This is a genomic window from Bacillus sp. AR13-1, assembly GCF_008042285.1.
Lineage (GTDB): Bacteria > Bacillota > Bacilli > Bacillales > Bacillaceae_G > Bacillus_A > Bacillus_A mycoides.
On sequence record NZ_QNUA01000012.1, the window covers coordinates 134,050 to 146,740 of the forward strand.

Here is a 12,691-nt window from a genome sequence, read left to right on the forward strand (position 1 = left end):
CATAGTAGGAGATGACGTATGAAAAGAATATCAAAAGAACCCGATATAAGACGCCAAGAGTTAATGGATATTGGTTTTGAACTATATATGAAAAATGGTATGGGAGGATTTAGCATAAAAGATGTTGTTAGTCGGGCTGGTGTAGCAACAGGGTTGTTTTACTATTACTTTAAATCTAAAGAAGATTTTGTTGATGAGACTTTAAATAGCTTCATTGTGAAAAATATGGAGTTAATTGAAGAAATACTTATTTCAAATGAACGGTCTGTAATGCAGAAGATGAAAGATTCTCTAGATATATTTTGGACATTTATTGAAAAATTAGCACCCTATAAAAATGTGAGTTCGTTTCAGACGGAACAACATTTTCAACTGGAACAGAAATTATTCACACGAATTCAACCATTAATTCGACAAGTAATTGAAGAAGGAGTGAAAACGGGGATTTTTTATACTGACAACTCCTCATTAGCTTCTGGATTTATTTTATACGGTCTTAGCAGTATTGCTCATTCAGAAGTAAAGTTGAATCTAGATACGAAGCAAGAAATGGTTAATTTAGTATTAACTACACTACGATACGATCAAAAAGAAGGTGAATGTATATGAAGATTATTATCGATGGAAACAATATTTCACAAGAGCAACTTACAAAATGGAAAAGAGAACGTATTAAAAAAGCATTAAATACATTAGGACATAAAGGGCCTGAAATAAATGATACAGACGTCATGATAAAAAAGCTAACGGAAGTAAAGTTGAAATATTCATATAATGAAATGTATGATAAACTGAAATCAAAACTTAGATTAAGTGGAATAGGTATGCGTATCTGTACTGTTTTATCTGGTGATAGACGAAAATTTTCAAAAACAAGCATCTATTTAGATGGGATTACAGCAGAAGAAGCTATAAATGGAATTGATAGTTTTATGCTTGAACAATCACGTGAAAATAATCAAGTGAATTTATCGGCTTGTCCTGATCACTATGTACTAAGCCCCTTTGGGGAAAATGAATTAGAGGTTATCGAAACTACAGGTAATTCTCCGTTCCCAGTTCAATTTTTCATTGTTTTTGGTGACGAAACGGGATTGAAAACACCTAGAGATAAGTCTTACCAATACCAATCAACAGGTGTTGCACGTATGAAAGATGGTACTATTATTGGTGGAGTTCGGCATCAATTTAAAGATATTGATACTGGGATAGAAGTAAGTCTAGTTGTTGAGTTCCCAGCACTTTGTCCTAATAGTCTTATTAAATCACATCAAATGCATTTAGCATGTGAGTTTTCTTATTGGTTACAGCGGATTAAGGACCATAAAAAATAGTAAGTGAAAAATACCTTTCAAATAAAGAAATATACAATTTTTATGAATATAAATCGAACTGTATTTCAAACATACAGTAACGATGTTCAAACGAATCATATGTGTCTTTAAATAAAGACTAGTTAACTTATAGGAAATGTTTTTATAATATGTAGTTAATTCTATAACGTATCGCTGATTGGAAAAACCGAATCCATTCATTTATATGAATCAGTTCAAGGAGGGGGAAGAAGTGGCAGAACTGTTATTCCCTTTATTAAAAGACGAGAAGCAACAAGAAAATAAAATCGTTGGTGAAATGATAGCTGATGCATATGCTTTAAAAAAATAGTGAGAAATAAAAAACCCGCAAGTTTTTAAGCTTGCGGGTTTTCATCGTAAACAATTAATAAATATGATAAAATTAAGAGGTAACTTATGGTACGGTTGGTTGTTCAATTATCACTTCTCCAAAGTAGGAGGGGGGTGATAATAAGTGAGTGAAATTGCGTTGTTATTGCAAGGTGGACTGTTTCTCATTGCATTGTTAACGTTTATTGTCGTCTTAATTGACAAGCTCAAAAAATAACAACCCACCTATGCCTATAGAAAGTGGGTTGTTGTGTTTGTACGAAACAAATAGGATAAATGAACAATCCAATCTGCTAAGTTACGTGGACTAGTGTGTAGCCGCACACTAGTCTTTTTTATTTATATACAGGTTTTAATTGTTTTATGTGATTGTATTGTTCTTTTCACACTCATTATAACACAGTGTCTTTTCATGAAGAAAGGAGACCGTATGTTCCTATATGGATTAAATAGAACGTGTAGTTTCTTTAAATAGCCCATCCATATACTGTTTTAAACTTTCCACAAAAAATCCTTTTTTGTCTACATTATTTACGCCGACAATTGGTGATGGAAGATTGTATCTTTTTTCTGATAAATGAACAACAACATCAAAAATATCAAATAGGCGAATGAAGCAGAATAGACCGTCTTTATCACTAAGTAAAATAAAGTAATGGTTTTCGCTCGTTGTATTTAATGTATTCCATAAAGAGCTTTTGCTTAAGTCACGAACGATACTCTTTTCCTTTAATTCCATGAAATCGGCATTTAATAGAATGGTAGAAATATCAATCGCATCTGGATCGTCAAAGTAGCCATCAATTGTTTGTACAGCAAAAGTATAAGCCATTTTTAATACACTCATTTTATATTTACGGTTATCTAAAAGCAATTCACGTTGAATAGAACTAGCTACTTTTGTTACGCGCTCTTCTTTCCAAATTTCATTATGTAATGAAATATCGTGCTTTTTACATAGTTTCATAATTAATGCATTGGAATAAAGTATCTCATCACTTACTTCGACTACATCTGTCTCAGCGGCTGCTAGCTCCTCACCATGTTCATTCGTATAGAGAGGGGAATCGATTTGTTTTTTCATTTGCTCAATCTTATATTGACTTAATTTATGTCTAATTAAAGGACGATCAATATTTGTTGTCATATGTTCATGACATGAATCACAAATTGAATTTATGAAATAATATCCACATAATATCTCTGGAATGACATATTGTTCACTAAGTTCTTTCGTATCTTTTCTGCAAATGATGCATTGTGTCATATTTATCACCTTTACCTGCAAATTTGTCTGTAATCTCATTGTAGTGTATTTAATGGGATTTTGGAATATTGTAAAGGAAAATATTATGTGAAATCTAAGTTTAATTTGGTACAATGGAGAGAAGTGCTAGTTTAAAGGAGGACGTTTTTTTGAAATCGAAAGTGCACTTTTGGACATTAGAAGTGCTGATGGTTGTAGGAATTATATTTATTTGCACAAAAATATCGTTTCTATTTCAACCGATTGGTATCTTCATATCAACATTATTTTTCCCAATTTTAATCGCGTTATTTTTATACTTCATATTTAACCCATTGTTAGTCTTTTTGGAGAATAAAAAAGTACCTAGAGGTTTAGCGATTTTACTACTGTATCTTTTTATCATCACATTAACTGGAGTTGCTATTGGAGTAGTTGTTCCAACCATCTCACAACAGTTAATGGATTTAGTAAAAAATATGCCGACTTACATAAAAGAGGGAAAAGTATACATACAAGATCTATCCCATCATAGATTATTTGAATGGCTATCTACACAAAACTACGTTTCCATTGAGACAATTGAGAAAAATGCAATTGAATACTTAAAGGAAATACCAAACACACTTACGTCGAGTGCAACGGCTTTATTTGGTATTATCACGAACGTGGCGTTAGTTATCTTTACAGTACCGTTCATTTTATTTTATATGTTTAAAGATGGACATGCATTTCCAGGAAAAGCTGTTAGTGTATTACCAGAGTCTTACCGTGAAGAAGGACTTCGTATCATAAAGGAAACGAACGAAACATTATCTGCATATATTCAAGGTCAAGCGCTCGTTTGTATGTTTATTGGTGCCTTTACATTTACTGGTTATTTAATCATCGGTTTACCGTATGCTTTCGTTTTAGGAATTATCGCAGCATTTACAAATATAATTCCGAACTTAGGTCCATTTATCGGAGCAGCACCAGCTGTCATTATAGGTCTGTTCGTATCTCCGATGCAAGCTCTGTACGTAATTATTATAGTAACAATCGTACAACAGTTTGAAAGTAACATCATTTCACCGCGTATTATGAGTTCAAAATTAAATATCCATCCGTTGACAATTATCATCCTTATTTTAGGGGTAGGTAATTTCGCGGGAATTATCGGAATGATTTTAGCAGTACCAGCTTATGCGGTAACAAAAACAGTTGTTTCGAACTTAGTGAGATTGTTTAAGACGAAACGAAGTAAACGGAAATAGAATATGTTGAGAAAGATACACCGCTTAATAAAAAGGGGTGTATCTTTTATTTTTTAGTGTATGAAATACTTATTATTGTATATTTTTTACACATCAAATCAGGCGGTGAATTTTTGTTAAATGAACTATGTGGAATCCCTCTGAACTATCCAAATCATTTCTTTACACCGCGTTATTAACATCATAATCGACTCCTTTCATTTCTAATATAAGTTCAAACAATTATAGGTGAGTGTAGTACTTGCTTCTACGATCACGAATTTCATCTATAATCTTTTTATACTGTTCCTCTTGTTTTACTTCATTTGCAGATATAGTTTCTTTTTGAATCGTAATGGTTAAAAAGAAAAGGTGAAACTTCATACATGAATTCCTCCTTTCGAATAGGAATTACAGGTGACTACAATAATGACTTTGTCGTTCTTTTACGTTGTACATAGCCTGCTCAATTTGTCGGTCATGAAGCATATCAGACTCAGACAGTTTGTTTTTTTGAATGGTAATTGTTAAAAATAATACTCTGAATTTCATTGGATATTACCCCTTTATAATTTATTTAGTAAAGACGATTGTAATAAGAGGACTGACGCTCTTTCACATCATCCATAATATTTTTAATTTGTTGTTCACGAGAAATTTCATCTTTTGAAAGTTTACGCTTTTGAATGGTAATCGTTAAAAAGAAAGCTTTAAATTTCATTAGGAAATTACCCCTTTATAATTTATTTAGTAAAGACGATTGTAATAAGAGGACTGGCGCTCTTTCACATCATCCATAATGTTTTTTATTTGTTGTTCACGAGAAATTTCATCTTTTGAAAGTTTGTGTTTTTGAATGGTAATCGTTAAAAAGAAAGCCTTAAATTTCATTAGGAAATTACCCCTTTATAATTTATTTAGTAAAGGCGATTGTAATAAGAGGACTGACGCTCTTTTACTTCGTCCATAATAATTTTAATTTGTTGTTCACGTAAGATTTCAGCTTTTGAAGATTTACGTTTTTGAATGGTGATAGTTAAAAAGAAAGCTTTGAATTTCATTAGGATATTGCCCCTTTAAAAAAAATTTTAATACATTTGTGTATAATACGAACTTTTAATGTCCGTTATTTTATCCATAGTTTGTTTTAATTGTTGTTTACGAAAGATTTCAGCTTCAGATAACGTTTTTTTCTGAAGTGCTGTCGTAAAAAAGAAAATATGAAAAGTCATGGACGAATTCCTCCTTTCGAAAAGGAATTACAGGTGATCGCAATAAAGCACTTGGCGCTCCTTAACATCATTCATAGCTTTTGTAATTTGCTCATTATGAAGAATTTCAGCTTTGGAAAGTGTATTTCTTTGAATCGTAATACTTAAAAACAATACGCTAATAGTCATCGAATGTTGCTCCTTTCTTTAAAAAATAATGTATGAGACTAAAAAATCGCACGAAAAAGCCACAGGAAGATATCGTTTTCCTATGGCTGGGCGTGAAAAAGCCACAGGAAAGTATACGACCTCCTGTGGCGAATTTATGAATTAATAGAAATAAAGTACGATTTTCAATTCTCCGTTAGGGTGGTCGAATTCATATTTAATTGTCCGAAAAACACAGGTGCAGTTAACGCTAAAGTTAAAGCATGTAATTGTAATTTCATCATTTCCTTCGACCTCCTTTTAGAATATTTTTCTTACGTTAGTAATTATATACAATTAATGGATAATTGTAAACGTAAAAAGTGAAAATTTTTAATTTTGATTAAAATGCGTATATTTAAAAGGGCTTTTTAAAGGATACATTGTATGGATTGGATAATAAATAGAACGTGGGGGTGTCTAATGAAGTATATGAATAGAATAGCAGGTGTTATGCTAACAATTTTATTAGTTGTTACTGCTTGTTCTAATGGGGAGCAAATAAAAGAAATATCACATATTGAACCTGGGGCTTTTAAAAAATATATGGGGACATACGTTGGAAATAATTCCGATGTGTTTGCGATTGTTACAAACTTACCTGGTGGTGAAAAAGTTCAAAGTATAAATTTGAAAAATGAGAAGATCGCGGTGAAATACGGTGAGAAAAAGAACGGTAACTTAACAGAAGATATCATTGAGACGTATTGGTTTGACGAAAAGGATACGATGAAAAAGAACTTTCTCTTTAATGCTATTTATCTTGCAGTTTTAGTACCGAATGCGAAAGGGTATGAGTTTCAGATTGAAAATCAAAGTTTTGCATTAAAAAGAGAAGAACTTTTACCCATACTGTATAAAGAATTTAATGATTTGCCAAAGGATGATCTTATATGGAATAAGGGAATCGTAATGAATTTCTTTTACGGTAATCAAGAAAAAATAGAAAAGCTAGTTAATAATAAAGATTTTCGAAAGCAATTTTTTAATGAACATCCTGTGCGGAAATCTAAGTGATATGGAGGAAGATGTGGTTATTTTATGATTGAAAATACGGACATTTTTTTAAGGGAGTCATTCAGTATTGAATGATTCTTTTTTTGATGAAAATTATGGAAAAAAATATAACGTTGTGCTATGGTTAATTACATAAGTAATGAACCTATGAACCTAAGGTGGTGAAATCGTGAAACCTACTCTAGAACAAAATAAGTTAATATACATACAAATTGCAGAAACAATTGAATCTGATATTTTAAAAGACATATTACTTGAAGAAGAACAAGTTCCGTCGACAAATCAATTTGCGAAGATGTTACAAATTAATCCGGCTACAGCTGCAAAAGGAGTAAATCTACTAGTAGATGAGGGGATTTTATATAAAAAGAGAGGGATCGGGATGTTTGTTACAAAGGGAGCAAAAGAAGTCGTACTAAAAAAAAGACAAAATACTTTTATGACCGAGTATTTACCTAAAGTGTGGGAAGAAGCAAAAGTACTAGAAATATCAAAAGACGAATTGATGGACATGATACACAAAATTACGAAGGAGGGGAAAGAGGGATGATTGCACTTGAAACGAAAAACTTGTCTAAAAAATATAAAAAGAAATTAGCTGTTAACGAAGTAACTATTTCATTGGAAGAGCATAAAATATATGGTTTGCTTGGAAGAAACGGAGCGGGGAAAACAACTTTATTAAACATACTCGCAGGTCAGATTATTTCAAGTAGTGGAAGCGTATCTGTATTTGGTGAAAATGTATTTGAAAATAGTAAAGCGATGCGAAATATTTGTTTCGTAAAGGTGAAAGAAAACATTAATTTAAGTAGTAAGGTAAAAGATGTTTTTTATTTGTGTAACATGTTTTATGAAAATTGGGATCAAGAATATGCTGAGGAACTTATTAAAAAATTTCAATTGAATGCAAAAGAAAAGTATTATGATTTATCCCATGGTATGCAAACAATTGTTGGTATTATTAAAGGTTTAGCTAGTAGAGCACCAATTACTATTTTTGATGAGCCGACTACCGGTTTAGATGCAGCACATCGAGAGTTGTTTTACGAATTACTATTGGAAGATTATAGTGAATATCCACGAACAATCATCTTATCAACACATTTAGTTGAGGAAGTGTCCCATGTTATAGAAAATGTAATCATATTAAAAGAAGGATCATTAGCTGTTCAATCCTCTGTGGAAGATTTTTTAGAAAAAGGACACATAATATCAGGACATAAAGATAAAGTGACAAATTTTTTAATGGGGAAAAATGTTGTAAAACAAGAGTTGTATGGGAATAAAGAGATTTCTGCGATATGGGGAGATCTTTCTGCTAGAGATTATGAGCTAATAGAAACTGAAGGGTTAGAAATAGACAGAGTAACACTGCAAAAACTATTTATTTATCTAACAGATAATGAGGTGAAATGAAAATGCTTTTAAAACAATTAAAGTTACATATGAAATTTCATTATAAGGCTATTCTTATCTTTTGGTGTGTGGCATTACTTATAAAATGGACAACAACTGCAACTGATATAAAGGGACTAAAGGTAGCATTTTTACATGATATCTTCAATAATTCATCTATTGCAATTGCAATATTTATTGTGGCAAGTGTTTTTCTTGTTCAAGATGACATATTTCGTACAGTTGTCTCATTTGGCGTTACTAGATTACAATTCTTTATTGGTTCAGTATGTTTTATCATATTACAATCAGTAATTTTTTCATTTCTACAAGTTTTGCTTTTACAAGGTACATTTTATGAAACGAAACATATAAATTTAGGAGCACATACAATCGAACAATTCTTTGCACAGTTCGTGTTCTATCTATTATTAGCTAGCTTATTTCAATTAACAACTATTTTTCAGAAAAGATTTAATTGGATAGGCTTTGCTTTTAGTGTGATTTTTTTCTTGGGGTTGACGAGTACAATTTATGGTAAGGTAGGTTTGAAAGAATTGGTATTTATTGATAGTAAATCGTTACTTGATATACCCAATTTTATATCAATTTCGATAGTACTTATTTTTATATACTTTATAATTAGCGCTCTATTTATTCGTAAAGTTTCTTTTGAGGATACGATTTAAGCACAAATACTTTAAGAGAGAAGGAAGACTGTATGGGAGATACTTCTTCACTAATAACCGTTTTTTTATGCGTGGCACTGCTAATTTTTTGGCGACGATATCGTTCTATGTATAAGCCGATAAAGGGAACGGGAAAACGTATTTTGTGGCCATTACTATTTTTAACACCGGGTATTTTATTGTTTTTTGGTCCAGTATATCCAGCTATATTACAAGTGACTATAGCAGCATCCATTGGGGTGATTTTCGCAATCCCACTTATATTTCTAACAAACTATGAGCGAAGAGAAGACGGAAACATTTATACGAAAAAAAGTGCTGCCTTTTTAATTACTTTTATCGGAATTGTTATTTTAAGATATAGTTCAAGACAATATATCGTTGGCTTAGATCCGCAAATAATTGGTTTATTATTTTACGTCGTTGCGGTGTCTTATATTATTCCGTGGAGAATTGCTTGTTATATAAAATTCAGGAAAGTTTGGCGCGGGAATAGTAATCATGTGATATAAAAATAAAAACTTCTCATTTGAGAAGTTTTTATTTTTATGGGCTATTTGCTTGTAATACAAGTTTCGAAACATCTTTAACAGAACCTATTTCAAATGCCCTCATACGAGCATTTACTGCACGTTTAAATTGCTCTGTTTGAGGTGTCGCTCCTGTAACAGTTGGGAGAAAACATAGCACAGAGTTAGCAACTGAAATAGCGAAGGATATTCCTAGTTTTCATGAGAAGTTAAATTGTGTAATTGATAGAATTAGTGTGGAACGAATTGGTGAGAATGGAGAATCAATTATTGAATTTGAAGTACCATTGCAAAAAAGCTGACAAAAGTCAGCTTTTTTATTTCGAACTATGAAGTAAAGCACCAATTGCACCACTATAACCGCCGTCTTGTAAAAAGACTGGTATTTTGTTTTGATATTCTGTATAGCTACTAATAATATTTTGAAGATGTACGTTATTACATAGAGTAGAACCGATGTAAATGATATGGTCAATATTTTTTGCTTCGGCGAATTGAAGACTTAATGCTGTGACGACTTCACCGACAAGTCCTTGAACGGTAGCTAGTATATCTGAACTACTATAATTTGAGTCTGTAATGGTCGCTTTTCCGAAATTGCTAGCAGTTAAGTTATTATCAAGAGGGGAGAGAATCCCGCCATAAATATCTCCAACTGTAATATCTAGACTGTTTCTTGAACCAATTTTCGTAAGCGGAATCACGTCTTCAAAATGATCTATATTTGTTAATAGTTTTGAAAGACCCATAATAGTACCACCGCCAACTCCAGTTCCACCAGCGCGAACATATTGCTTGTCGTGAACATAGTGAATGGAAGTACCTGTACCGATATTTGTTAATACAAAGCTGTTTATAGCACGTTTTTCTTCTTTTAGTATGTATCGTACTCCTGCTAAAGTAGCTTCAAACTCGTTTAATTCTACTATTTTATATGAACTTGAAAGGAGTTGTTCTAACTGTGTAGCTTTACCACCTGTAATGCATAATTGTGTAATTGAATTATTATTATGAAGCCATTCTTTAATTCTTTCATGTTCATATGAATAAAATTTTTCAAAAACTAATTTGTTCATTTCGTTAAAGTAAGCAATTTTTGTTAATGTTCCCCCAGCATCAATACCAACAACATTCCGCATTTCCCTACCCCTTACTATGTAATCTGTTTAATCAGCTTGATATATTAATAGCTTTTCAATGGTAACGATTGATTGACCGTTTACAGAGGCAATTCCTTTCCCAAGAACAAAACCTCGTCTGTTACGTGTTAATTCATAATGTAAGTCAAGTTTATCACCGGGATACGCATTTTCATGAAATTCCACCCCATCTAAAGAGGAGAGGAAACCAAGTCCTTCAGATTCACCTGTACTTACAAAAGCACTAAGTTGAGCCAGTGCTTCTACAATTAGCATATGAGGCATATAGTTTTGATTTTCATTAATAAACCACTCGTTATTTGTGATCAGTTTGTATCCTATAGCTGATTGAGATTCTTTAACGTTTGTAATTTTATCAATCATTAAAAATGGATAGCGATGGGGAAGAGTATCTTTAATATTCATATCGTACCTCCAGGAATAATAATACCCCTGCTAAAGTTAAGCAGGGGAGTTATTATTAATTCTTAACTAATTCTTCTATTTTTTCAATAGAGAAAATACCGCTATTTTTAATGTTTTCAACTGCTTCTTGTAATACTACTTTATCTTGAACAAGTGCAATACGTACAAAACCTTCGCCATGAGGACCAAATGCATGGCCTGGTGTGACAACGACATTTGCACGATCCATAAGTGCATAAGCGAACTCTAGCGAAGTCCATCCTTTCGGAATTTCAGCCCAAACGAACATACTTCCAGCTGGTTTATTGACATTCCAACCGAATTTGCGGAATCCGTCCACTAAAGTATCTCTACGTTCTTGGTAAATTCCACGGTTTTTTTCACAAAATGCAGCGCCGTGTCGTAATGCAGCGGATGCAGCTTTTTGAATTGGTAAAAACACACCGTAATCTGTATTAGACTTAAATTGCGTAAGCGCGCTGACAATTTCTTCGTTACCAATCATATAACCAATACGGCTACCAGCTAAACTATAACTTTTAGATAAAGAATTAATTTCAACGCCAACTTCTTTTGCACCAGGTACAGATAAGAAGCTAATTGGCTTTTGACCATCAAAATAAAATTCAGCATAAGCAAAATCATGGACAACGATAATATTATGTTTTTTCGCGAATGCGATTACATCTTTAAAGAAATCTTCATGTGCCATTGCTGGAACTGGATTTCCTGGGAAGTTCAAAATCATCATCTTTGCTTTATTGGCGATTTCTTCAGGGATAACTTCTAAGTTAGGTAAGAAATCATTTTCTGTTTTTAATGGCATGTAGTAAGATGTTGCACCGGCCATTTGAATTCCTGTTTCATAAGCTGTATATCCTGGATCAGGAACTAGTATTATATCTCCCGGATTTGCAAAAACCATAGGTAAATGAACGAGTCCGTCTTGTGAACCCATTAATAATAAAACTTCTTTTTCAGCATTTAATATAACGTTATGAGTGTTGTTGTAATATTCAGTTACAGCTTCGTGAAATTCTTGAATACCAGATAATGTATATCCGTAACTTTCTTTTGCACTTGCTGTATGTACCATTTCTTCTCTCACAAAATCAGCAGGAGGCATATCAGGATTCCCGATACTTAAATCGATCATTTTATGACCTGCTGCAATTTTCTCTTTTTTATAGGCCCCTAATTCACTAAATATAGAAGATTGGAATGCTTTCATTCTAGTTGCTAAAGTGTAAGTCATCAAAACCCCTCCTAAAAACAGTGTTTTCTTTCTGTATTTTTAATTATTCTGAAAACACATGTTTACATTTTATCATTTTTTTATGAAAATTAAAACGATTGACAAATTTAGAGGGAGGATAATAAGGGGAAATATAAAAATAACGTAGAAAATATTTTCTACGTTATAAATGAAGATTAATTGTTTGTTTTTTTATATGTACATGTGTTTTCAGTTGTAAAAAAGTATACATTTAATTCATTATCGACAACTTTTAAAGATTGATCCGATGTAAACGAGTTACCATAATCAATACGATACACGTTAGAATTTTTAACAAACGATCCTTTAAATAAATCCTCTTTTTTATTTGTTGTTTGCATTTCCACTAAATTGTGAACAACCTTTTCTTTCTTTTCTTCTTTCACAACTGTTTCAAATTTATAATATACAGGGCATTCACCTTTTTTATTATCAATGACTTCCCAAGAGCCGTATATATCATTATTGCTACATCCACTAAGTAGAACGATTAATATAGGGAAAATAAATAGAAACTTTTTCATTGTGTACTCCTTTCTTATTTGTTTTTATAAACGTGCGAATACGATAGGAATATTGTAAAAAATAAAGTTTAAATTTTCATAAAGAATTTTTAAATTTCACATAAAAAT

22 protein-coding genes and 2 pseudogenes are annotated in these 12,691 nt (G+C 32.0%); 11 read left to right on the forward strand and 13 right to left on the reverse strand.

Features of this window, described 5'->3' with window-relative positions:
* Positions 1 to 18: 18 nt before the first annotated feature.
* The 4 genes and pseudogenes from DN408_RS11335 to DN408_RS31955 all read left to right on the forward strand — a co-directional run bounded on the left by DN408_RS11335 (position 19) and on the right by DN408_RS31955 (position 1,902).
* A complete protein-coding gene (locus tag DN408_RS11335; RefSeq protein WP_002127831.1) occupies positions 19 to 609 on the forward strand; it encodes a TetR/AcrR family transcriptional regulator in 591 nt (196 codons plus the stop codon).
* Positions 606 to 1,334, forward strand: a complete 729-nt coding sequence (locus DN408_RS11340; RefSeq protein WP_002127829.1) for a hypothetical protein — start codon at positions 606 to 608, stop codon at positions 1,332 to 1,334. The genes DN408_RS11335 and DN408_RS11340 overlap by 4 nt, the downstream gene beginning before the upstream one ends.
* Before the next feature lie 217 nt (positions 1,335 to 1,551).
* Positions 1,552 to 1,665: pseudogene (locus DN408_RS11345) on the forward strand (alkanesulfonate monooxygenase); the annotation flags it as partial.
* Positions 1,666 to 1,809: 144 nt separating this feature from the next.
* Positions 1,810 to 1,902, forward strand: a complete 93-nt coding sequence (locus DN408_RS31955) for a putative holin-like toxin (protein WP_001289318.1) — start codon at positions 1,810 to 1,812, stop codon at positions 1,900 to 1,902.
* Between the two features lie 228 nt (positions 1,903 to 2,130).
* Here the strand turns inward: DN408_RS31955 and DN408_RS11350 are convergent, their stop codons facing one another.
* The gene (locus DN408_RS11350; RefSeq protein WP_000189680.1) at positions 2,131 to 2,952 is read right to left on the reverse strand and encodes an HNH endonuclease; all 822 of its coding nucleotides are present in this window, start codon (positions 2,950 to 2,952) and stop codon (positions 2,131 to 2,133) included.
* Between the two features lie 149 nt (positions 2,953 to 3,101).
* On the opposite strand from DN408_RS11350, the gene DN408_RS11355 reads away from it, so the two are divergent.
* A complete protein-coding gene (locus tag DN408_RS11355; RefSeq protein WP_000837889.1) occupies positions 3,102 to 4,187 on the forward strand; it encodes an AI-2E family transporter in 1,086 nt (361 codons plus the stop codon).
* Positions 4,188 to 4,409: 222 nt separating this feature from the next.
* Here DN408_RS11355 and DN408_RS11360 read toward each other — a convergent pair whose 3' ends face one another.
* Genes DN408_RS11360 through DN408_RS11390 form a run of 7 tightly spaced genes read right to left on the reverse strand, consistent with a single transcriptional unit; the run spans position 4,410 to position 5,566 of the window.
* Entirely contained in the window at positions 4,410 to 4,550 is a 141-nt protein-coding gene (locus DN408_RS11360; protein ID WP_002065956.1) for a YrzI family small protein, read from the reverse strand.
* A gap of 27 nt (positions 4,551 to 4,577) precedes the next feature.
* On the reverse strand, positions 4,578 to 4,718 hold the full coding sequence (locus DN408_RS11365) for a YrzI family small protein (protein WP_000672237.1): 141 nt from the start codon (positions 4,716 to 4,718) through the stop codon (positions 4,578 to 4,580).
* A 25-nt stretch (positions 4,719 to 4,743) separates the two neighbouring features.
* Positions 4,744 to 4,887, reverse strand: a complete 144-nt coding sequence (locus tag DN408_RS11370; RefSeq protein WP_002013394.1) for a YrzI family small protein — start codon at positions 4,885 to 4,887, stop codon at positions 4,744 to 4,746.
* Positions 4,888 to 4,913: 26 nt separating this feature from the next.
* A complete protein-coding gene (locus tag DN408_RS11375; RefSeq protein ID WP_000668953.1) occupies positions 4,914 to 5,057 on the reverse strand; it encodes a YrzI family small protein in 144 nt (47 codons plus the stop codon).
* Positions 5,058 to 5,083: 26 nt separating this feature from the next.
* The gene (locus tag DN408_RS11380) at positions 5,084 to 5,227 is read right to left on the reverse strand and encodes a YrzI family small protein (protein WP_000668987.1); all 144 of its coding nucleotides are present in this window, start codon (positions 5,225 to 5,227) and stop codon (positions 5,084 to 5,086) included.
* 27 nt (positions 5,228 to 5,254) lie between these two features.
* Positions 5,255 to 5,398 (reverse strand): YrzI family small protein, encoded by a 144-nt coding sequence (locus DN408_RS11385; RefSeq protein WP_000142704.1) that lies wholly within the window; start codon positions 5,396 to 5,398, stop codon positions 5,255 to 5,257.
* A 27-nt stretch (positions 5,399 to 5,425) separates the two neighbouring features.
* Positions 5,426 to 5,566 carry a YrzI family small protein gene (locus DN408_RS11390; RefSeq protein WP_000156202.1) on the reverse strand — a complete coding sequence of 47 codons (141 nt, stop codon included), beginning with the start codon at positions 5,564 to 5,566 and terminating at the stop codon, positions 5,426 to 5,428.
* 441 nt (positions 5,567 to 6,007) lie between these two features.
* On the opposite strand from DN408_RS11390, the gene DN408_RS11395 reads away from it, so the two are divergent.
* The 5 genes from DN408_RS11395 (at position 6,008) to DN408_RS11415 (ending at position 9,200) form a co-directional block, all read left to right on the forward strand.
* The gene (locus DN408_RS11395; protein WP_078178997.1) at positions 6,008 to 6,601 is read left to right on the forward strand and encodes a DUF4825 domain-containing protein; all 594 of its coding nucleotides are present in this window, start codon (positions 6,008 to 6,010) and stop codon (positions 6,599 to 6,601) included.
* A gap of 169 nt (positions 6,602 to 6,770) precedes the next feature.
* Positions 6,771 to 7,151 carry a GntR family transcriptional regulator gene (locus DN408_RS11400; protein WP_000805182.1) on the forward strand — a complete coding sequence of 127 codons (381 nt, stop codon included), beginning with the start codon at positions 6,771 to 6,773 and terminating at the stop codon, positions 7,149 to 7,151.
* On the forward strand, positions 7,148 to 8,020 hold the full coding sequence (locus tag DN408_RS11405) for an ATP-binding cassette domain-containing protein (RefSeq protein WP_002127824.1): 873 nt from the start codon (positions 7,148 to 7,150) through the stop codon (positions 8,018 to 8,020). The genes DN408_RS11400 and DN408_RS11405 overlap by 4 nt, the downstream gene beginning before the upstream one ends.
* Positions 8,017 to 8,688, forward strand: a complete 672-nt coding sequence (locus tag DN408_RS11410) for a DUF4052 family protein (protein ID WP_179957891.1) — start codon at positions 8,017 to 8,019, stop codon at positions 8,686 to 8,688. The genes DN408_RS11405 and DN408_RS11410 overlap by 4 nt, the downstream gene beginning before the upstream one ends.
* A gap of 32 nt (positions 8,689 to 8,720) precedes the next feature.
* A complete protein-coding gene (locus DN408_RS11415) occupies positions 8,721 to 9,200 on the forward strand; it encodes a CcdC family protein (RefSeq protein WP_078178999.1) in 480 nt (159 codons plus the stop codon).
* A 34-nt stretch (positions 9,201 to 9,234) separates the two neighbouring features.
* On the opposite strand, the gene DN408_RS31365 is transcribed toward DN408_RS11415, so the two are convergent.
* A complete protein-coding gene (locus tag DN408_RS31365) occupies positions 9,235 to 9,378 on the reverse strand; it encodes a hypothetical protein (RefSeq protein WP_157354806.1) in 144 nt (47 codons plus the stop codon).
* On the opposite strand from DN408_RS31365, the pseudogene DN408_RS11420 reads away from it, so the two are divergent.
* Positions 9,353 to 9,520, forward strand: a pseudogene (locus DN408_RS11420) (2'-5' RNA ligase family protein); the annotation flags it as partial. The gene DN408_RS31365 and the pseudogene DN408_RS11420 sit on opposite strands and share 26 nt — an antisense overlap.
* Positions 9,521 to 9,535: 15 nt before the next feature.
* Here DN408_RS11420 and coaW read toward each other — a convergent pair.
* The 4 genes from coaW to DN408_RS11440 form a co-directional block, all read right to left on the reverse strand.
* Positions 9,536 to 10,357, reverse strand: a complete 822-nt coding sequence (gene coaW / locus DN408_RS11425; RefSeq protein ID WP_002127820.1) for a type II pantothenate kinase — start codon at positions 10,355 to 10,357, stop codon at positions 9,536 to 9,538.
* Positions 10,358 to 10,384: 27 nt separating this feature from the next.
* Complete coding sequence (locus DN408_RS11430) at positions 10,385 to 10,783, reverse strand: 3-hydroxyacyl-ACP dehydratase FabZ family protein (protein ID WP_033729224.1); 399 nt, start codon at positions 10,781 to 10,783, stop codon at positions 10,385 to 10,387.
* A gap of 55 nt (positions 10,784 to 10,838) precedes the next feature.
* Positions 10,839 to 12,038 carry an LL-diaminopimelate aminotransferase gene (locus DN408_RS11435; RefSeq protein WP_078179000.1) on the reverse strand — a complete coding sequence of 400 codons (1,200 nt, stop codon included), beginning with the start codon at positions 12,036 to 12,038 and terminating at the stop codon, positions 10,839 to 10,841.
* 176 nt (positions 12,039 to 12,214) lie between these two features.
* Positions 12,215 to 12,583 carry a hypothetical protein gene (locus tag DN408_RS11440; protein ID WP_002127817.1) on the reverse strand — a complete coding sequence of 123 codons (369 nt, stop codon included), beginning with the start codon at positions 12,581 to 12,583 and terminating at the stop codon, positions 12,215 to 12,217.
* Positions 12,584 to 12,691 lie beyond the last annotated feature (108 nt).

Bases quoted from the DNA above. Each gene is read 5' to 3' on its own strand.
- DN408_RS11370 (WP_002013394.1), bottom strand. From the start codon at position 4,887: ATGAAATTTAAAGCTTTCTTTTTAACGATTACCATTCAAAAGCGTAAA.
- coaW (WP_002127820.1), bottom strand. From the start codon at position 10,357: ATGCGGAATGTTGTTGGTATTGATGCTGGGGGAACATTAACAAAAATT.
- DN408_RS11415 (WP_078178999.1), top strand. From the start codon at position 8,721: ATGGGAGATACTTCTTCACTAATAACCGTTTTTTTATGCGTGGCACTG.
- DN408_RS11405 (WP_002127824.1), top strand. From the start codon at position 7,148: ATGATTGCACTTGAAACGAAAAACTTGTCTAAAAAATATAAAAAGAAA.
- DN408_RS11390 (WP_000156202.1), bottom strand. From the start codon at position 5,566: ATGACTATTAGCGTATTGTTTTTAAGTATTACGATTCAAAGAAATACA.
- DN408_RS11395 (WP_078178997.1), top strand. From the start codon at position 6,008: ATGAAGTATATGAATAGAATAGCAGGTGTTATGCTAACAATTTTATTA.
- DN408_RS11340 (WP_002127829.1), top strand. From the start codon at position 606: ATGAAGATTATTATCGATGGAAACAATATTTCACAAGAGCAACTTACA.
- DN408_RS11435 (WP_078179000.1), bottom strand. From the start codon at position 12,038: ATGACTTACACTTTAGCAACTAGAATGAAAGCATTCCAATCTTCTATA.
- DN408_RS11430 (WP_033729224.1), bottom strand. From the start codon at position 10,783: ATGAATATTAAAGATACTCTTCCCCATCGCTATCCATTTTTAATGATT.
- DN408_RS11375 (WP_000668953.1), bottom strand. From the start codon at position 5,057: ATGAAATTTAAGGCTTTCTTTTTAACGATTACCATTCAAAAACACAAA.
- DN408_RS11365 (WP_000672237.1), bottom strand. From the start codon at position 4,718: ATGAAATTCAGAGTATTATTTTTAACAATTACCATTCAAAAAAACAAA.
- DN408_RS11360 (WP_002065956.1), bottom strand. From the start codon at position 4,550: ATGAAGTTTCACCTTTTCTTTTTAACCATTACGATTCAAAAAGAAACT.
- DN408_RS11410 (WP_179957891.1), top strand. From the start codon at position 8,017: ATGAAAATGCTTTTAAAACAATTAAAGTTACATATGAAATTTCATTAT.
- DN408_RS11335 (WP_002127831.1), top strand. From the start codon at position 19: ATGAAAAGAATATCAAAAGAACCCGATATAAGACGCCAAGAGTTAATG.
- DN408_RS11380 (WP_000668987.1), bottom strand. From the start codon at position 5,227: ATGAAATTCAAAGCTTTCTTTTTAACTATCACCATTCAAAAACGTAAA.
- DN408_RS11350 (WP_000189680.1), bottom strand. From the start codon at position 2,952: ATGACACAATGCATCATTTGCAGAAAAGATACGAAAGAACTTAGTGAA.
- DN408_RS11440 (WP_002127817.1), bottom strand. From the start codon at position 12,583: ATGAAAAAGTTTCTATTTATTTTCCCTATATTAATCGTTCTACTTAGT.
- DN408_RS11385 (WP_000142704.1), bottom strand. From the start codon at position 5,398: ATGACTTTTCATATTTTCTTTTTTACGACAGCACTTCAGAAAAAAACG.